This is a genomic window from Rahnella inusitata, assembly GCF_965118895.1.
Classification (GTDB): Bacteria; Pseudomonadota; Gammaproteobacteria; order Enterobacterales; family Enterobacteriaceae; genus Rahnella; species Rahnella inusitata_A.
The window spans coordinates 85403-103995 of record NZ_CBCPJJ010000019.1; the positions used below are offsets into that span (position 1 = coordinate 85403).

At 53.9% G+C, this 18593-nt stretch carries 13 protein-coding genes; 10 read left to right on the plus strand and 3 right to left on the minus strand.

The window, feature by feature from the left end; all coding sequences use genetic code 11:
- Positions 1–37: 37 nt before the first annotated feature.
- Positions 38–2788: a two-component sensor histidine kinase BarA gene (gene barA / locus ACMHLI_RS16430; protein WP_413530386.1), complete on the minus strand. Its 2751-nt coding sequence runs from the start codon at positions 2786–2788 to the stop codon at positions 38–40.
- A gap of 63 nt (positions 2789–2851) precedes the next feature.
- On the opposite strand from barA, the gene rlmD reads away from it, so the two are divergent.
- The 5 genes from rlmD to eno all read left to right on the plus strand — a co-directional run bounded on the left by rlmD (position 2852) and on the right by eno (position 10729).
- Entirely contained in the window at positions 2852–4216 is a 1365-nt protein-coding gene (rlmD, locus tag ACMHLI_RS16435) for a 23S rRNA (uracil(1939)-C(5))-methyltransferase RlmD (RefSeq protein WP_413530387.1), read from the plus strand.
- Positions 4217–4225: 9 nt separating this feature from the next.
- Positions 4226–6469: a GTP diphosphokinase gene (gene relA, locus ACMHLI_RS16440; protein ID WP_413530388.1), complete on the plus strand. Its 2244-nt coding sequence runs from the start codon at positions 4226–4228 to the stop codon at positions 6467–6469.
- Between the two features lie 80 nt (positions 6470–6549).
- Positions 6550–7356: a nucleoside triphosphate pyrophosphohydrolase gene (gene mazG, locus ACMHLI_RS16445; protein WP_413530389.1), complete on the plus strand. Its 807-nt coding sequence runs from the start codon at positions 6550–6552 to the stop codon at positions 7354–7356.
- A gap of 349 nt (positions 7357–7705) precedes the next feature.
- On the plus strand, positions 7706–9343 hold the full coding sequence (pyrG, locus tag ACMHLI_RS16450) for a glutamine hydrolyzing CTP synthase (RefSeq protein WP_413530390.1): 1638 nt from the start codon (positions 7706–7708) through the stop codon (positions 9341–9343).
- Positions 9344–9424: 81 nt separating this feature from the next.
- On the plus strand, positions 9425–10729 hold the full coding sequence (gene eno / locus ACMHLI_RS16455) for a phosphopyruvate hydratase (protein ID WP_413530391.1): 1305 nt from the start codon (positions 9425–9427) through the stop codon (positions 10727–10729).
- A gap of 89 nt (positions 10730–10818) precedes the next feature.
- On the opposite strand, the gene ACMHLI_RS16460 is transcribed toward eno, so the two are convergent.
- Complete coding sequence (locus ACMHLI_RS16460; RefSeq protein ID WP_413530419.1) at positions 10819–11619, minus strand: MurR/RpiR family transcriptional regulator; 801 nt, start codon at positions 11617–11619, stop codon at positions 10819–10821.
- Between the two features lie 204 nt (positions 11620–11823).
- Between ACMHLI_RS16460 and ACMHLI_RS16465 the strand changes: the two genes are divergently transcribed.
- The 3 genes from ACMHLI_RS16465 to queE all read left to right on the plus strand — a co-directional run bounded on the left by ACMHLI_RS16465 (position 11824) and on the right by queE (position 14844).
- Positions 11824–13377: a maltose/glucose-specific PTS transporter subunit IIC gene (locus tag ACMHLI_RS16465; RefSeq protein WP_413530392.1), complete on the plus strand. Its 1554-nt coding sequence runs from the start codon at positions 11824–11826 to the stop codon at positions 13375–13377.
- On the plus strand, positions 13374–14072 hold the full coding sequence (locus ACMHLI_RS16470) for an N-acetylmannosamine-6-phosphate 2-epimerase (RefSeq protein ID WP_413530393.1): 699 nt from the start codon (positions 13374–13376) through the stop codon (positions 14070–14072). Before ACMHLI_RS16465 ends, ACMHLI_RS16470 begins: the two co-directional genes overlap by 4 nt.
- A 100-nt stretch (positions 14073–14172) precedes the next feature.
- On the plus strand, positions 14173–14844 hold the full coding sequence (gene queE, locus ACMHLI_RS16475; protein ID WP_413530420.1) for a 7-carboxy-7-deazaguanine synthase QueE: 672 nt from the start codon (positions 14173–14175) through the stop codon (positions 14842–14844).
- Between the two features lie 69 nt (positions 14845–14913).
- Here the strand turns inward: queE and queD are convergent, their stop codons facing one another.
- Positions 14914–15273: a 6-carboxytetrahydropterin synthase QueD gene (gene queD, locus ACMHLI_RS16480; protein WP_413530394.1), complete on the minus strand. Its 360-nt coding sequence runs from the start codon at positions 15271–15273 to the stop codon at positions 14914–14916.
- Positions 15274–15441: 168 nt separating this feature from the next.
- Between queD and ACMHLI_RS16485 the strand changes: the two genes are divergently transcribed.
- Together ACMHLI_RS16485 and cysJ are read left to right on the plus strand one after the other, a co-directional pair.
- On the plus strand, positions 15442–16431 hold the full coding sequence (locus ACMHLI_RS16485) for a hypothetical protein (RefSeq protein ID WP_413530395.1): 990 nt from the start codon (positions 15442–15444) through the stop codon (positions 16429–16431).
- A gap of 343 nt (positions 16432–16774) precedes the next feature.
- On the plus strand, positions 16775–18577 hold the full coding sequence (gene cysJ, locus ACMHLI_RS16490) for an NADPH-dependent assimilatory sulfite reductase flavoprotein subunit (RefSeq protein WP_413530396.1): 1803 nt from the start codon (positions 16775–16777) through the stop codon (positions 18575–18577).
- Positions 18578–18593: the final 16 nt, after the last annotated feature.

Here is an 18593-nt window from a genome sequence, read left to right on the forward strand (position 1 = left end):
TATGTTGTTTACCTGAAACTTCTCACTCCGGCCCTTTTTACCTTGGCAAGTAGGCCACCGCCGCCTGCTTCACATTCTCGATTTCATCAAGCAGTTCAAACCATTCTGGCTCCAGCGTTTCCACACTCACGCCCTGACGCAGCTGTTGTTCGATGTAATAACAGAGCTGTTTCAGACGCGGGACGCCGCTGTAGCTGCAACTGCCGTGCAGTTTGTGGATAAGCGCCAGAATGTCGTTATCGGTTTCACCGCGCGCAACGGCATCGACGCGTTCGGCGACCTGCGGCAGAAATTCCACCAACATTTGCAACAGATCCTGAGCCAGCGCGACTTTATTGGCGGACTGGCTCAGTGCCAGCTGCCAGTCGAGCGTGCTGTTTGGCGCCAGGTCTTCCTGCGTTTGCAGAGGTGAATCTAACTGATTCTGATGCGAGTAATGGCGCGACAGCACATTTTTCAGCATGCCTTCGTCGATCGGTTTCGCCAGATAATCGTCCATGCCGAGTTTCAGCAACTGTTCGCGTTCGCCGCTCAGCGAGTGGGCGGTTACTGCCACCACCGGTGTACTGGTGTGGCGCGCCATCTGATGAATGATTTCGCTGGCGCGGATGCCGTCGATATCGGGCATCTGAATATCCATCAAAATGATGTCCAGATCGGTGTGGCGGGCGACTTCAATCGCTTCTTCACCGCTGTGGCAAAGCACGGTTGTTTCGACCAGTTCTTCGAGCAACGCACCAATCAGTTTGAGGTTCGCCGGATTATCATCCACAGCCATCGCTGTCAGCGGCAGGCGCGAGATTTTAGTTTCCTCCGAACCGAGGATCTGAACCACCGGTTGTTGCTCTTTTAACAGCAATGGCAGCAGACGGATGCTGGACATAGGTTTGATGAGACAAGCCTGCACGCCACGCCGTTTTAGCTCTTCGGCATCAACCTGGAACTGGCTTGGCAGCGCCAGCAGCAGGTGGCGCGTCATGCCCAGCACCCGTTTTAGTCTGTCGTCATAATCGGCCAGCGTCTGATCCTGTTTGACCGGAATACTGCACAACATCATGTCGTAATAGTTTTCTGGCAATGCCGCCAGCGACGTGCGATGGGTTACTTCCAGCGGTGTTGCCTGCAAAATCTCCATAGTGGCTTTCGCCGCCGCCGGGTTGGCTTCGATGTAAGCCAGACGTTTACCTTCAAGCGAGCTCATGGAAACCGGCGTCACGTGGCGGTTTTCATTGAGCTCCAGCGTAACGTGGAACCAGAAAGTCGAACCGCGATTGATTTGGCTGTAGAAGCTGATATCGCCGCCCATCTCTTTCACCAGCCGCTGAGTGATTACCAGCCCCAGACCGGTTCCGCCGTGACGGCGAGAAATACTGGCATCGGCCTGACGGAAAGCCTGGAACAGCTGCGACTGCTGCCGCTCGGAAATACCGATGCCGGTGTCGTGGATCTGTACTTCCAGTTCGACCTGCAAATTGTTCTGCGAGCGCAGTTCCACATTGATATCAATATTGCCATTTTCGGTGAATTTAATCGCATTTCCCAGCAGGTTGGTGACCACTTGCTGCATACGCATCGGGTCGCCGAGCACGTTTTCCGGCACGTTATTGTGAACGTTGAGCGTCAGCTCAAGCCCTTTGTCGTGCGCGGTGTGTGCCAGCAGGATCACCACTTCATCGAGCATTTCATGTAGCGAGAAAGGAATGTGTTCAAGCACCAGTTTGCCCGCTTCCAGCTTCGAGAAGTCCAGTACGTCATTAATGATGGTCAGCAGATTATTGGCTGAGCGTTCAATAGTTTGCAGGTAATCTGCCTGCGTCGGGGACAGCGGCGTTTTGAGTGTCTGGCGCGTAAAACCAATGACGCCGTTAAGCGGTGTGCGCAGCTCGTGCGACATATTGGCGAGGAATTCCGATTTAATACGCGCTGCCTCCTGCGCACGCTTTTTCGCCAAATCCAGCTCGACGTTCTGGATTTCCATCTGTTCGAGCGTCTCGCGCAGGTCTGACGTGGCCTGATCGATATTCTGTTGCACTTCTTCGTGGTACGCCGTCAGGGACATTGCCATCGAGTTGATGCCGTTTTTCAGCATGCTCAGCTCACCGGGCATCGTGCCTTCGACGCGGCTGTCGAGCTGGCCGCGACGGATCCGGTCCACTGTGTTTACCATGTTGCGGATTGGCCCGGTAACGTCGCGCATCAGGCGATAGGCAAAGAGGGTGGCGATACCCAGACACAACAGTAACAACATGGTGGAAACGAACGCTTCCTGATACTGCGCCAGCCGCACCGAACTGATATCGAGCTCAATAGCGATATATCCCAGATTATGTTCGGGAGACGTTATGAAAGAGGCGTCATCGGCCTCAGTATGGTTTTCGGCCTGAACCGGTGTGCGCAAAATCAGGGAGTCGCCGATGCGCATCTGCGTCAGTTCGCGGGGAATATCTTTAACACTTTTAACCTGCAACGGTGTGTTTTCGCGCAGTGAGTTCGAGCTGGCAAACAGTTTGTTGTCGCCATCAAACACGCTGATGCTGCGGACAATGTCGGAATGATTGCGATGCAGGCGGCTGATGAGACGTATCACCGGCTCGCGTTCGCGGAACGTCATGCCGTATTCGCTCGCGACCGCCAGTGGCTCGATAATGCTGGCTCCGGCGTCGATCAGCTGATTCTGCAACTCGTTATATCGGTGCACCACAAAGAAGGTGCTGAGCAGCAAACCGATCATTAATGTCGGTGCCAGAATCAGGATCATCATCCGTACGCGAAGGCTATATTTGGTCATGAGGTTCCAATGTGGGAGAATTACCTAAAGTAAGCTTAATAAACCAGCGTGCAATCGACAATAATGGCTCAATTCTACTCTCCGAACCGCCGTGTGACGACCCGGCAAACGATAACTGTGACCGCCACCGACCTGGATGCTTTCGGGCAGGGTGTTGCACGTCATAACGGCAAAGCCGTGTTTGTCAGTGGCTTATTGCCGGGCGAGCAGGCGGAAGTGATCTTAACAGAAGATAAAAGTAAGTACGCCAAAGGGCGGCTGAAACATCTGCTGACCACCAGCGCTGACCGCGTCAAACCGGCGTGCCCGCACTATTCCACCTGCGGCGGTTGCCAGCAGCAGCACGCCAGCGAGGCGTTGCAGCAGCGCAGTAAATCGGCGTCTCTGCTGCGGCTGATTTCCCGCGAAACAGGGATTCAGGCCGATGAACAGCCGGTGATTGCCGGTCCGCAATACGGTTATCGCCGCCGTGCGCGTCTCGGATTGCAAATTGCCGGCGCTAAGCCGGGGCGTAAATCCGGCAACGGGCCGCTGGTGATGGGATTCCGTCAGGAAGGTTCGAATGATCTGGTGGCTGTCACCCGCTGCCCGGTATTGCGTCCTGAGCTCGAGCAACTGCTGGTACCGGTGCAGGAATGTCTGGCCTCGCTGACGGCGGCTAAACGCCTCGGACATCTGGAAATGGTGCTGGCGGACAGCGGTGCGCTGCTGGTATTGCGCCATCTGGATCCGCTCAGCGAAGCTGACCGCACCCGCCTGACAACGTTTGCGCAGAAATATCAGTTAACGATTTTTCTGGCACCGGACAGCGACACGCTGGAGCGCTTGTGCGGCGATGTCCCTTCGTATCAGATTGATGGCCTGACGCTGAATTTCGGTCCGCGTGATTTTATTCAGGTTAACGATGACGTAAACCAGCAAATGGTGGCACAGGCGCTGGAATGGCTGGCGCTGACGCCCGAAGACCGGGTGCTGGATTTATTCTGCGGAATGGGAAATTTCACGCTTCCACTGGCAAAAAGAGCTAAGCGGGTTGTCGGAGTCGAAGGTGTTGCTACACTGGTGGCGAATGGGCAAGATAATGCCCGGATTAACGGAGTAGAAAATGCGTCATTCTTCCATGAAAATCTGGAGGACGACGTCAGTCAGCAACCCTGGGCAGCGCAAGGCTTCAATAAAGTTTTGCTCGATCCTGCGCGGGGCGGTGCGGCCGGCGTGATGGCGCATATTGTTAAGCTTGCCCCGCAGCGCGTGGTGTATGTGTCCTGCAATCCCACGACATTGGCTCGGGACAGTAAAATTTTGTTGGAGGCGGGTTATCGGTTGGCTCAGGTTCGTATGCTGGATATGTTTCCGCACACCGGGCACCTTGAATCGATGGCTCTGTTTATCAACCCATCTGACACCGGGGTTGTGTCAGACACGTAGGGAGAGGGTATGGTTGCGGTAAGAAGTGCACATCTGAACACGGCTGGCGAGTTTGCGCTCGACGACTGGATTAACAGTTTAGGGCTGTCCAGCCAACAGTCATGTGACCGTTTAGCCGAAACCTGGCGCTACTGCGAGCAACAAACGCAGGGCCATCCGCACGCGTCGCTCTTGCTGTGGCGCGGTCTTGAGATGGTTGAAATCCTCTCGACCCTCAGTATGGATAACGACAGTATGCGCGCCGCGCTGCTGTTTCCGCTGGTCGATGACGGCATCATCGATGAAGACACGCTGACTGAGCAGTTTGGTAAAGGCATTACCGATCTGGTGCATGGCGTGCGTGATATGGATGCCATCCGCCAACTGAAAGCCACGCACAATGACTCTATGGCCCCGGAGCAGGTGGACAACGTCCGCCGGATGCTGCTGGCAATGGTGGAAGATTTCCGCTGCGTGGTGCTCAAGCTCGCCGAACGTATCGCGCATCTGCGTGAAGTGAAGGACGCGCCGGAAGAAGAGCGTGTTCTGGCGGCGAAAGAATGTACCAATATTTATGCCCCGCTGGCGAACCGCCTCGGTATCGGCCAGCTCAAATGGGAGCTGGAAGATTTCTGCTTCCGTTATCTGCATCCTGATGAATACAAACGCATCGCCAAACTGTTGCATGAGCGTCGTATCGACCGTGAACAGTACATCGATGATTTTGTTTCTACCGTCAAAAATGCGATGGGCGAAGAGGGCATTAAAGTCGATGTCTATGGCCGCCCGAAACACATCTACAGCATCTGGCGCAAGATGCAGAAAAAATCCCTCTCCTTCGACGAACTGTTCGACGTGCGCGCCGTGCGTATCGTGGTGGAGCGTTTGCAGGATTGTTACGCGGCGTTAGGGATTGTGCATACCCATTTCCGCCATCTGCCGGATGAGTTCGACGATTACGTCGCCAACCCGAAACCGAACGGCTATCAGTCGATCCACACCGTGGTGCTCGGGCCGCGTGGTAAAACGCTGGAAGTCCAGATCCGCACCCGCCAGATGCACGAAGACGCAGAACTGGGCGTCGCGGCGCACTGGAAATACAAAGAAGGCACCGCCGTGGTCGGTGGCCGCAGCGGTGGCTACGAGGGTCGCATCGCGTGGCTGCGTAAACTTATCGCGTGGCAGGAAGAAATGGCCGATTCGGGCGAAATGCTCGACGAAGTGCGCAGTCAGGTCTTCGACGACCGCGTCTACGTGTTTACGCCAAAAGGCGATGTTATCGATTTGCCGACCGGCTCGACGCCGCTCGACTTCGCTTACCACATCCACAGCGATGTCGGTCACCGCTGTATCGGGGCGAAAATCGGCGGGCGCATTGTGCCGTTTACCTATCAGCTGCAAATGGGCGATCAGATTGAAATCATCACCCAGAAGCACGCGAACCCAAGCCGTGACTGGCTGAACCCGAGTCTCGGGTATGTCACCACCAGCCGCGGGCGCTCGAAGATCCAGAACTGGTTCCGTAAACAGGATCGCGACAAAAATATCATCGCCGGTAAGCAGATCCTCGACGACGAACTCGATCGAATGGATATCAGCATCAAGGATGCCGAAAAACTGCTGCTGCCGCGCTACAACGTCAATTCGCTCGACGAAGTGTTGGCCGCAATTGGCAACGGCGACATCCGCATCAACCAGATGGTCAACTTCCTGCAATCGCAGCTTAAAAAGCCGAGTGCGGAAGAGCTGGATAAAGAGGCGATGCGTCAGCTGACGCAGAAAACTACGCCGGCACCGCAACGCAATGGCAGTAAAGACAATGGCCGCGTGGTGGTTGAAGGCGTAGGCAATCTGATGCACCACATCGCGCGCTGCTGCCAGCCGATACCGGGTGATGAAATCGTCGGTTACATCACCCAGGGCCGGGGGATTTCTATTCACCGGGCCGATTGCGACCAGTTAGAAGATTTACGCCTGAATGCGCCAGAGCGTGTGGTAGACGCCGTCTGGGGCGAAAGCTACTCCAGCGGGTATTCGCTGGTGGTACGCGTGGTGGCGAACGATCGCAGCGGCCTGCTGCGCGATATCACCACCATTCTGGCCAACGAGAAGGTCAACGTACTGGGCGTGGCCAGCCGCAGCGATACCAAGCAACAACTGGCGACTATCGATATGGATATCGAAATCTACAATCCACAGGTGCTGGGGCGGGTGATCGCCAAGCTGAACCAGCTGCCGGACGTCATTGACGCCAAACGCCTGCACGGCAACTGATCGAAATCCTTTAAAGGCCCGCCTGTCGGGCCTTTCTTATTTTTGCTTTGGCATACACATTTTTAAAACGGACAGCCCTCATGACCGAATCACCTCTTCAACGTTTGCTCACCATCATGAAAACTCTGCGCGATCCCGCGGCCGGTTGCCCGTGGGATAAAGAACAAACCTTCGAGACCATCGCGCCGTACACGCTGGAAGAAACCTATGAAGTACTGGATGCCATTGCGCGTAAAGATTACGACGACGTGCGTGATGAACTGGGCGATCTGCTGTTTCAGGTGGTGTTTTACGCGCAGATGGGCAGCGAGCAGGGGTTGTTTGCTTTCGACGATATCTGTAATGCGATTTCCGATAAGCTTGAACGTCGTCATCCACAAATTTTCGGTGATGAAGCGGCGTGGTCAAAAGACGCCAGCAGCAAAGATGTGCTGGTGAAATGGGAAGCGCGCAAGGCGCTGGAACGGGCTGACAAATCGCTGCACTCGGCGCTCGACGACATTCCCTCCGCACTGCCTGCACTAATGAAAGCGCACAAAATTCAGAAGCGTTGCTCAAACGTGGGTTTCGACTGGACCACGCTCGGCCCGGTGCTCGATAAAGTCTACGAAGAGATCGATGAAGTAATGTTTGAAGCGCGTCAGGCAGTGATTGACGAAGAAAAGCTCGGCGAGGAAATTGGCGATCTGCTGTTCGCGACGGTGAATCTTTCCCGCCATCTGGGGCACAAAGCGGAAGATGCACTGCAGGCTGCGAACCGTAAATTCGAGCGCCGTTTTCGTCATGTGGAAAGCATTATCCGTGAGCAGGGGCTGAACATGGAAGATGCCACCCTGGATCAGATGGAAGCCGCGTGGCAGCAGGTAAAGAAGAGCGAGAAGCCGTAAAACCGGTGCCCGGACTTTGATCGGCGACAAGATCTGCATTTGCTGAAACGGTTAAGCTCAGTATCAGTCAGCCGCTAAAAGCCTGATCTGAGAGCGTTAAAGTCCAACAAATTGATATCTAAGATGTTTTAGTGAGTCATGCGAACAGTTACGCCATTTTTATTCGCTAACTGATTGTTTTTGAAAGAATGAGAGAGAATGTTGGGAAAGGTTAACTTTTCTGAACTGACGCTGAGGAAAACGATGATGGGCAGCAAAACGTTTATTTGTGGCGCACACAAGGTTCCGGTATACTGTTTTCCCGTCTTGGTTACTCCATCATCTTTAAACCTAACCTCTCAGGTTCAGCATGACAACTAATTATATTTTTGTGACCGGCGGGGTCGTATCCTCTCTGGGTAAAGGCATTGCCGCAGCCTCTCTGGCGGCTATTCTCGAAGCCCGTGGCCTTAACGTGACCATGATGAAACTGGACCCGTATATCAACGTGGATCCCGGCACCATGAGTCCGACTCAACACGGTGAAGTCTTCGTAACCGAAGATGGCGCTGAAACGGATCTGGACCTCGGTCACTACGAGCGTTTCATTCGCACCAAAATGACCCGTCGTAACAACTTCACCACTGGCCGTATTTACTCCGACGTGCTGCGCAAAGAGCGCCGCGGCGACTATCTCGGCGCGACCATTCAGGTTATCCCGCACATCACCAACAATATCAAAGAACGCATCATCGAAGGCGGCGAAGGCCACGACGTTGTGCTGGTTGAAATTGGCGGTACTGTGGGTGATATCGAATCCCTGCCGTTCCTGGAAGCGATTCGCCAGATGGCCGTAGACGTGGGCCGTGAGCACACGCTGTACATGCACCTGACGCTGGTGCCTTACATGGCGGCTGCCGGTGAAGTGAAAACTAAACCGACTCAGCACTCCGTAAAAGAGCTGCTATCTATCGGGATACAGCCAGACGTGCTGATCTGCCGTTCCGATCGCGCAGTTCCTGCCAACGAACGTGCCAAAATTGCCCTGTTCTGTAATGTGCCAGAAAAAGCGGTGATTTCTCTTAAAGATGTTGATTCCATTTATAAAATCCCGGCCCTCTTGAAATCTCAGGGTCTGGACGACTATATTTGTAAGCGCTTTAACCTCAATGCTCCGGAAGCCAATCTTTCCGAGTGGGAACAGGTTGTCTACGAAGAAGCCAATCCGGGCGGTGAAGTCACGATTGGTATGGTCGGTAAGTACATTGAGCTTCCAGATGCGTATAAATCTGTGATTGAAGCGCTCAAGCACGGCGGCCTGAAAAATCGTCTGACCGTGAACATTAAACTTATCGACTCTCAGGATGTCGAAACCCGTGGTGTTGAAGTGCTCAAAGGTCTGGACGCTATCCTGATCCCAGGTGGCTTCGGTTACCGTGGTGTGGAAGGCAAAGTCGCGACCGCCCGTTATGCACGTGAAAACAACATTCCTTATCTGGGCATTTGTCTGGGTATGCAGGTGGCACTGATGGAGTTCGCCCGCAATGTGGTAGGTATGGAAAATGCCAACTCCACTGAATTTGTGCCAGACTGTAAATTCCCTGTGGTGGCGCTGATCACCGAATGGCGAGATGAAGACGGTAACGTTGAAGTACGTACCGAAGACAGTGATTTAGGCGGTACCATGCGCGTCGGTGGGCAGCAATGTCACCTGAGCGACGGTAGCCTGGTTCGTGAGATGTACGGCGAACCGACAATAGTTGAACGCCATCGTCACCGTTACGAAGTAAACAATATGCTGCTGAAACAAATCGAAGCCGCAGGTTTACGCGTAGCCGGTCGCTCTGGCGATAAGCAACTGGTGGAAATCATCGAGCTGCCAAATCATCCGTGGTTTGTGGCTTGTCAGTTCCATCCAGAATTTACGTCTACGCCGCGTGATGGTCACCCGTTGTTTGCAGGCTTCGTGAAGGCTGCCGGTGAGTATCAGAAGCGTCAGGTAAAATAAAATACCGGGGAAGTGGTTCGGGACAGACTGTCTGGAATCGCTTTTCCGAAGCTTTAGTTAACTTGTACTGAGGAAATCTTAATGTCTAAAATCGTTAAAGTTATCGGCCGTGAAATCATTGACTCCCGTGGTAACCCGACTGTAGAAGCTGAAGTTCATCTGGAAGGCGGTTTCGTTGGTTTGGCAGCTGCACCATCAGGTGCTTCTACTGGTTCCCGCGAAGCGCTGGAACTGCGTGACGGTGACAAATCCCGTTTCCTGGGCAAAGGCGTACTGAAAGCTGTTGCTGCTGTTAACGGTCCTATCGCTCAGGCTGTAACCGGTAAAGACGCGAAAGACCAGGCTAACATCGACAAGATCATGATCGATCTTGATGGTACCGAAAACAAATCTAACTTCGGCGCTAACGCGATTCTGGCTGTTTCCCTGGCTGCTGCTAAAGCGGCTGCTGCTTCTAAAGGTCTGCCACTGTACGCTCACATCGCAGAACTGAACGGCACCCCAGGCAAATATTCTATGCCACTGCCTATGATGAACATCATCAACGGCGGCGAACACGCTGATAACAACGTTGATATTCAAGAGTTCATGATTCAGCCTGTTGGCGCTAAAACTCTGAAAGAAGCCATCCGTATGGGTTCTGAAGTGTTCCACACCCTGGCTAAAGTGCTGAAATCTAAAGGCATGGGTACTGCTGTTGGTGACGAAGGTGGCTACGCGCCAAACCTGGGTTCTAACGCAGAAGCTCTGTCTGTTATCGCTGAAGCGGTAAAAGCAGCAGGTTACGAGCTGGGTAAAGACATTACTCTGGCGATGGACTGTGCAGCATCAGAATTCTACAAAGACGGTAAATACGTTCTGGCCGGCGAAGGCAATAAAGCTTTCACTTCTGAAGAGTTCACTCACTTCCTGGAAGACCTGACCAAACAATACCCAATCGTTTCTATCGAAGACGGTCTGGACGAATCTGACTGGGATGGTTTCGCATACCAGACTAAAGTGCTGGGCGACAAAATCCAGCTGGTTGGCGACGATCTGTTCGTAACCAACACCAAAATCCTGAAAGAAGGTATCGATAAAGGCATCGTTAACTCCATCCTGATCAAATTCAACCAGATCGGTTCACTGACCGAAACTCTGGCTGCGATCAAAATGGCGAAAGACGCTGGCTACACTGCCGTTATCTCTCACCGTTCAGGCGAAACTGAAGATGCTACCATTGCCGATCTGGCAGTAGGTACCGCTGCAGGCCAGATCAAAACCGGTTCTATGAGCCGTTCTGACCGTGTTGCTAAATACAACCAGCTGATTCGTATTGAAGAAGCGCTGGCTGCACAAGGCACACCTGCACCGTTCAACGGTCTGAAAGAAGTTAAAGGTCAGTAATTACTGCCCCGTAACACTTTCCTGAAAAACCCGCTCCGGCGGGTTTTTTTATGTCCGTAATTCCGGGAAAGCTGCGGGAAAGTTTCGGGTTACAGCAACAAAGAAAGCGTGGCACTTGCACTGTGTTCGCTGGCCTGCAGATAATCAGGGGAGAGCGTTAACAGCTGATTGATCAGTAATTCTACCAGTAACATCCCACCGACTTTTGACGTCAGTAATCCCGCTGTCAGCGGGCCTTCCGGTTTGGCGGCGACCAGTAAAATATCCGCCAGTGAGGAAAGCGGGCTGCGCAGCGTATTGCTGATGCCGATTATCGTAGTGCCCTGACGCTTCGCCAGTTCTGCCGCGTGCAGCACATCTTTGGTGGATCCTGAGCTTGAAATCACCACCACAATATCCCGTTTGTCCAGACTCACTGCGTTCATCGCCCCACGATGCATATCGGCAAAACATTGCGACGCTTTACCCAGGCGCAGCAGCTTATAGCCCAGATAATCGGCCACAATGGCGCTGGCGGCGACGCCATAGACCTGCACGGAACGCGCGTTATGAATGTGCAATGCCGCGTCCGCCAGCACCTGACGATCGAGCAGTTTACCGGTATCGCGCAGGGCGGCGATGCTGTCTTCGATCAGCGTCTGAACATCGTCATTCCCTTCGGCGGCCTGATTTGCCGGGTTTTGACGCGTCTCAAGCGCGAGCCCCATTTTGAACTCGGTAAACCCCTTGCACCCCAGCTGACGGCAAAGTCGCGTGACGCTGGCCTCGCTGGTGTCACTTTCACGCGCCAGTTCAGTGATGGTCAGGTAAAGCACGCGCTGCGGCTGTTCCAGCACAAAACTGCCCAGCTTGTGCAGCGTCGGGCTGTAATTCTCCAGCCCCTGACGCATTCGCAGTAATAGCGTGCCTGTTTCCTTGGTCTGACTCACTCGGCTCTCCTCAGAATAATTGACCTCCCTAGTTTGGCTGATGTGACGCAGTTAACGCCAGAAGAATTCCGTATGGATAATGCTGCGTATTTGATGGTAATTATTATTTTATTTATATAATGTGGTGAAAATAATTATCATAACAACGCAACGCGGAGTCATCTCATGTCAATATTCAATGGTTCAGGGGGCGGGGCCTGGTTCGAAAGAGCCCAAAAATTCGGCAAGTCTTTCATGTTGCCTATCGCGATTTTGCCCGCAGCCGGCTTGCTGTTGGGGATCGGCGGGGCGCTCTCTAACCCAAATACGTTAGCGGCGTATCCGTTTCTGAATATCCCGGCCTTGCAGGCGATTTTCACCGTCATGGCCAGCGCCGGCTCGATCGTCTTTGCCAATCTGGCGGTGCTGTTTGCCGTCGGGGTTGCGGTCGGACTGGCGCGCAGTGATAAAGGCACGGCAGGATTATCCGCGCTGCTGGGATATCTGGTGATGAACGCGACCATCAACGCCATCCTGATCCTCAAAGGTCAGCTCGTCACGACCAATCTCAGCGCCGTCGGGCAGGGCATGGCGCTCGGTATCCAGACGCTGGAAACCGGCGTTTTTGGCGGTGTGGTGATTGGTCTCGTGACGTGGTGGCTGCATAACCGATTTAACAAAATCGAGTTGCCGCAGTTTCTTGGGTTTTTCGGTGGTTCGCGTTTTGTACCGATCATCTCTTCTGTCGCGGCGATTGTCGTCGGGGCGGTGATGTTCTTCATCTGGCCACATTTTCAGAAAGTGATTTTTGGGATGGGCGGGCTGGTGGATGCCACAGGATACTTCGGCACTTTCATTTACGGTTTTGTGCTGCGCATGCTCGGCCCGTTCGGCCTGCATCATATTTTCTATCTGCCTTTCTGGACTACCGCACTCGGCGGCAGTGAAGTGGTGAATGGGCATCTGGTGGAAGGCACACAGCGGATCTTCTTCGCACAACTGGCCGACCCGAATACGCAGCAGTTTTATATCGGCACCTCACGGTTTATGTCCGGGCGCTTTATTACCATGATGTTTGGTCTGGTTGGGGCATGTCTGGCGATGTATCACACGGCACGGCCTGAGAATAAAAAGCGGGTCGCAGGGCTGCTGCTCTCGGCGGCACTGACCTCCTTCCTGACCGGGATTACTGAACCGATTGAGTTCTCGTTCCTGTTTGTCGCGCCGATGCTGTATGTCCTGCACGCCGTTTTTGACGGTCTGGCTTTCATGATCGCGCATATTTTGCAGATCACCATCGGGCAGACTTTCTCCGGCGGTTTTATCGATTTCATCCTGTTTGGCGTTTTACAGGGAGAAAGTAAAACTCACTGGATGTACGTCCCGCTGGTCGGTGTGCCGTGGTTCGCGCTCTATTACTTCTCTTTCCGCTATCTGATCAGGCGCTTCAACCTGAAAACGCCGGGGCGTGATGAGGCTGAAATTCAGCAGGATAACGTGGTAACCGACCGCGCTGGAATGATTATTGAAGCTCTGGGCGGCGCGGCCAATATCGCCGAGCTGGACTGTTGTGCAACGCGTTTGCGGATCAGCGTCCTTCAGGCAGCAGACGTGGATGAAAGCAAGCTGAAGTCCAGCGGAGCAAGGGCCGTCCTTATCCGTGGGAACGGAATTCAGGTCATTTACGGGCCACACGTCACGATTATTAAAAATGAAATCGAGGAGATGTTGGGAGTATGAATCAGTCAATGTTAACGACCATCAAGGGAAAGCTGGTGGTGTCCTGTCAGGCGCTGGACAACGAACCGCTGCACAGTGATTTTATTATGAGCCGCATGGCGCTGGCCGCGATGCAGGGCGGCGCGGCGGGGATCCGCGCCAACAGCGTCGCGGATGTGAAAGCCATTCGTGCCACCGTGCCATTACCGATCATCGGGATCATTAAGCGTGATTATCCCGCCAGCGACGTGTACATCACGGCAACTCTGAAAGAAGTGCGCGAACTGATGGCTGTTGCGCCAGATATGATTGCGCTCGATGCCACTGCCCATCAACGCCCAGGCGAATTACAGCTCGCCGAGCTGGTGCAACGCATTCGTGAAGAGTTTCCGGCTTTGTTGCTGATGGCAGACATCGCGACCTTAGAAGAAGCGCAGAACGCGCAGACGTTAGGGTTTGATTGTATCGGCACGACATTGCACGGCTATACTCAGGAGACACAGGGCAGCAAACTCTGGCATGACGATTTTGCCTTCCTGCGGCAAGTACTGGCGCATTGCGATACGCCGGTCATTGCCGAGGGAAATGTCGATACACCTGAAATGGCGGCGCGATGCTTAACGCTTGGGGCGCATTCTGTCGTGGTCGGTGGTGCAATCACCCGCCCGCAGCAGATCACGCAACGTTTTACCGACGCCATTCACTCTGCAGGCTGACAGACATTTTTGCAGACATTTCCGCTGCGCCCCGTGTTTGGCGCAGCGCCTGCGATCTGCGATAATGCGCGCTGACTTTTTAGAGATGACTGAGAAAACGATGCAGTACCCGATTAATGAGATGTTCGAAACCCTGCAAGGGGAAGGTTATTTTACCGGCGTGCCGGCGATTTTTGTACGCCTGCAAGGCTGTCCGGTAGGGTGCAGCTGGTGCGACACCAAACACACCTGGGATAAAATTGCCGATCGGGAAGTCGATATGCAGCGCATTCTGGTCAAAACCGAAGAAAGTGATGCCTGGGGCAACGCGACCTCCGAGCAGTTGCTGGACGTCATCGTGCAGCAGGGTTATACCGCGCGCCACATTGTGATCACCGGCGGTGAGCCGTGTATTTACGATTTGATGCCGCTGACCATGCTGCTGGAAAAGAACGGCTTCAGCTGCCAGATTGAGACCAGCGGGACGCACGAAGTCCGTTGTTCAGTGAATACCTGGGTGACCGTGTCGCCAAAGGTGAATATGCGTGGTGGCTACGACATTCTGCCGCAGGCGCTCAAACGTGCTGATGAAGTGAAACATCCGGTGGCGCGTCAGCGTGATATCGACGCGCTGGATGCTTTGCTGGAAACCCTGACCGACAGCAAAGCGCGTATTATCGCCCTGCAACCGATCAGTCAAAAAGAAGAAGCCACCAAACTTTGCATTGCGACCTGCATTGCAAGGAACTGGCGGCTTTCGATGCAGACACACAAGTATCTGAACATTGCCTGACGGGCAATATTGTGACCCGCGGTAAATATAGTGACCCGCGGGAAATATAGTGACCCGCGGTAAATATTGTTAGCCGCGGTAGATGCATCCCGCAGTGCAGGTTTCTTTCACACGCACGGCGGAAAGCAAAGGTAACTTCGGCTTCATCTCATTCCAGATCCATTCGGCCAGCACTTCGCTGGTCGGGTTTTCTAATCCGGGAATATCGTTCAGATTATAGTGATCGAGACGATCCAATGTCGGATTGAACGCAGCTTTCAGATCGGCGAAATCCATCACCCAGCCGGTATGCGGATCCACTTCACCGGTGATTTCTAAACGCACGGTGAATGAGTGGCCGTGTAACCGTCCGCATTTATGACCAGCGGGCACATGCGGTAAATGGTGGGCGGCTTCGAACTGAAAATCTTTAAATAATGTGGTGGTCATGAGGCGCTCTCGTTGCTCGAAAAAACGCGGCATAGTACCGGAATACCGGCCTGCGTGCCATGACTTCACTGCGCTTTTCTTCACCAAATCCTGACTTCAACTGCCTTTACACTGCCTGCATTGCTGGCATACAGTGAGCCGGTAGAAACTAACCTGTTGAGATAGTGAATGATTACTGTGCTGCGTTGCGCCGTTCTGGCGCTGATTTTCTCCGCTGGCGCGTATGCTGAGACCGCACCGACGGCTCAGGCACCCGCGCCCGCCGTAGCGAAAACGGTTCATCCTGAGACAAAATCGCCGGTGGCCGCGAAAGTGTCCGTCACCTTCCCGCCGGGTGCCGGTGTGATACATATTCCTATCGCGCAGGGCAAAAAGACGCTGGAAGTCTTCACCTATCAGCCAGCCGATGCTGATGAAACGACGCCGGTGGTCATGGTGATGACCGGCGTTGACCGTAATGCGTCTACGTACCGAAACGACTGGATAACCGTCGCCGAACAGTATCATTTACGCGTTCTGGTGCCGCATTTCAGCGAGCAAGATTTTCCCGGCGCAGCGGGTTATAACCTCGGCAATCTGGTGGACGCCAAAACTCACCATCGCCAGCCTAAATCCCAGTGGGCATTCACGATTGTCGATAATATTTTCACCACGCTGCAAAAACAGGGCGTGACCCGTCAGAAACAATATTATCTGTTTGGGAACAGTGCGGGCTGCCAGTTCGTCCACCGTATGCTGACACTGCTGCCGCAACCGAATGTCAAAGCGGCAGTGTGCGCAGCAGCAGGATGGTGGACGTTGCCGGACACCGATCAGCGCTGGCCTTACGGTCTTCGCGAAGCGCCGGTTGCCGTCAGTCAGCAGCAACTGAATGATTACTTTGCCAAGCCGGTGCTGATTGCCGTCGGTGCTGAAGATGATGACCCGGAAAACCATTTACTGCGCAAATCCAAGCAGGCGATGGCACAGGGGACTAACCGTCTGGATCGCGCCGAGAGTTATTTCGCCACGTCGCAGCAACGCGCCGAGCAGAACAACACGCCGTTTAACTGGCATTTTATAGATCTTTCGGACGTCGGCCACAGCGGCAGTAAAATGTCGGTGTTTGCCGCCGGACAGTTTGCCTGGTTTGAGCAACACAACGCGTTCCATCTCTGAAGGACGTGAGTGAGAAAATTTCACTACCCCGCTGCGGCGGGGTTTTTCTTTATCTATCCGGCACTTTGCGTTCAGTCCTGGAAGTGCAGGGAAATTTTTATAGCGATTTCAGTGCGATAAAAATCCTTCCTTACCCGTTTTTCCGGTTAATCTTACCTCTAAATCCTCTTAGTTCTTTTGGTTATTTATTATTTCCATCACTTCTTTAATTGTTATCATCGGCCTCGTTAACCTTACAAACAATAAAGGTCTTTCCTGCGCGCTCATTTAACCGCAAAGGGCGCAAAAATGCGTAAAAGGCCGGATTGATGACTGGCTTCTGCATAAGGGAATTCGTACCGCGATGACGACTCAGGCTCCTCCAATTTCACTGCTCCCGCTGACCCCCGAGCAAATGGCCCGCCTTCAATCGGCGATTGGTGATTACTCACCGACTCAGATGGCCTGGCTCTCCGGATATTTTTGGGGAATGGTTAATCAGCAACCGGGCGCTGTTGCCGCCCCGGTAGCCGCACCGGCTGCTGCGGCCATTACGCTGATTTCCGCCTCGCAAACCGGCAACGCCCGCCGCGTAGCTGAACAACTGCGTGACGATCTCATCGCCGCGAAACTGAACGTCAATCTGGTCAACGCAGGCGACTACAAATTCAAGCAAATTGGTCAGGAAAAGCTGCTGCTGATCGTGGCCTCGACGCAGGGTGAAGGCGAGCAGGCGGAAGAAGCCGTCGCGCTGCACAAATTCCTGCAATCCAAAAAAGCACCGCAGATGAAAGACACCGCGTTTGCCGTATTTGCGCTCGGTGATACGTCATACGAATTCTTCTGTCAGGCCGGTAAAGATTTCGATAACCGCCTGGGCGAACTGGGTGCGGAGCGCCTGTTAGACCGCGTGGATGCGGATGTCGAATACAAAGACGTGGCGCAGGAATGGCGCAAGCGCATTGTCGAAGTGCTGCAACAGCGCGTGCCTGCCGATACCTCCGGGCAAGCCGCGCCAACGCTGGCAGGCAGTGTCAATCAGGTAGACAGCAGTCCGTACACCAAAGCGTTGCCGCTGACCGCTACGCTTGCGGTAAATCAGAAAATTACCGGTCGCGATTCCGACAAAGACGTGCGTCATCTTGAAATTGATCTTGGCGATTCCGGCCTGCGTTATCAGCCGGGCGATGCGCTGGGTATCTGGTTTGAAAACGATCCGCAACTGGTGCAGGAAGTGGTTGAACTGCTGTGGCTGAAAGGCGATGAAACCGTTGAGGTGAATGGCAAATCGCTGCCGCTTGCCGAGGCGTTGCAACATCACATCGAACTGACACAAAACACCACGCCGATTATCGAGAAATATGCCGGGCTGTGCCGCGACGAGCACCTGACCGGTTTGCTGGCCGATAAAACGGCGCTCCAGCAATATGCGCAGACCGTGCCGTTTGTGGATATGGTGCGCCGCGCACCGACCGAACTGGACGCGCAACAGCTGGTGGATTTGCTGCGTCCACTGACGCCGCGCCTGTACTCAATCGCCTCTTCGCAGGCCGAGACCGAAACTGAAGTTCACATCACCGTTGGTGTGGTGCGTTATGACATCGACGGCCGCCCGCGCTCTGGTGGAGCATCTGGCTATCTGGCAGATCGTCTGGAAGAAGACGGCGAAGTGAAAGTCTTCATTGAGCATAACGATAACTTCCGCCTCCCGGCCAACCCGGAAACGCCGGTCATTATGATTGGCCCCGGCACCGGTATCGCGCCGTTCCGCGCTTTTATTCAGCAGCGTGATAACGACGGCGCAAGCGGCAAAAACTGGCTGTTCTTTGGTAATCCGCACTTTACCGATGACTTCCTCTATCAGGTGGAATGGCAGCGCTACGTCAAAGACGGCCTGCTGACCCATATCGATCTGGCGTGGTCACGCGATCAGGCTGAAAAAGTCTACGTGCAGGACAAACTGCGTGAGAAAGGCGCGGAAGTCTGGCAATGGTTGCAGGAAGGTGCGCACGTGTATGTTTGCGGCGATGCCAACCGTATGGCGAAAGACGTAGAGCAGGCGTTACTGGAAATTATTGCCGAAAACGGCGTGATGGATCTGGAAACGGCCGACGAATATTTAAGTGAATTACGTCTGGATCGTCGTTACCAGCGTGACGTCTACTAACGAATTTGAGCAATGA

What these genes read in the sequence shown, in the direction of transcription:
- relA (WP_413530388.1), top strand. Translation starts at nt 4,226, where the DNA reads ATGGTTGCGGTAAGAAGTGCACATCTGAACACGGCTGGCGAGTTTGCG.
- barA (WP_413530386.1), bottom strand. Translation starts at nt 2,788, where the DNA reads ATGACCAAATATAGCCTTCGCGTACGGATGATGATCCTGATTCTGGCA.
- mazG (WP_413530389.1), top strand. Translation starts at nt 6,550, where the DNA reads ATGACCGAATCACCTCTTCAACGTTTGCTCACCATCATGAAAACTCTG.
- rlmD (WP_413530387.1), top strand. Translation starts at nt 2,852, where the DNA reads ATGGCTCAATTCTACTCTCCGAACCGCCGTGTGACGACCCGGCAAACG.
- ACMHLI_RS16460 (WP_413530419.1), bottom strand. Translation starts at nt 11,619, where the DNA reads ATGCGTCAGGGGCTGGAGAATTACAGCCCGACGCTGCACAAGCTGGGC.
- ACMHLI_RS16465 (WP_413530392.1), top strand. Translation starts at nt 11,824, where the DNA reads ATGTCAATATTCAATGGTTCAGGGGGCGGGGCCTGGTTCGAAAGAGCC.
- eno (WP_413530391.1), top strand. Translation starts at nt 9,425, where the DNA reads ATGTCTAAAATCGTTAAAGTTATCGGCCGTGAAATCATTGACTCCCGT.
- cysJ (WP_413530396.1), top strand. Translation starts at nt 16,775, where the DNA reads ATGACGACTCAGGCTCCTCCAATTTCACTGCTCCCGCTGACCCCCGAG.
- queD (WP_413530394.1), bottom strand. Translation starts at nt 15,273, where the DNA reads ATGACCACCACATTATTTAAAGATTTTCAGTTCGAAGCCGCCCACCAT.
- pyrG (WP_413530390.1), top strand. Translation starts at nt 7,706, where the DNA reads ATGACAACTAATTATATTTTTGTGACCGGCGGGGTCGTATCCTCTCTG.
- queE (WP_413530420.1), top strand. Translation starts at nt 14,173, where the DNA reads ATGCAGTACCCGATTAATGAGATGTTCGAAACCCTGCAAGGGGAAGGT.
- ACMHLI_RS16485 (WP_413530395.1), top strand. Translation starts at nt 15,442, where the DNA reads ATGATTACTGTGCTGCGTTGCGCCGTTCTGGCGCTGATTTTCTCCGCT.
- ACMHLI_RS16470 (WP_413530393.1), top strand. Translation starts at nt 13,374, where the DNA reads ATGAATCAGTCAATGTTAACGACCATCAAGGGAAAGCTGGTGGTGTCC.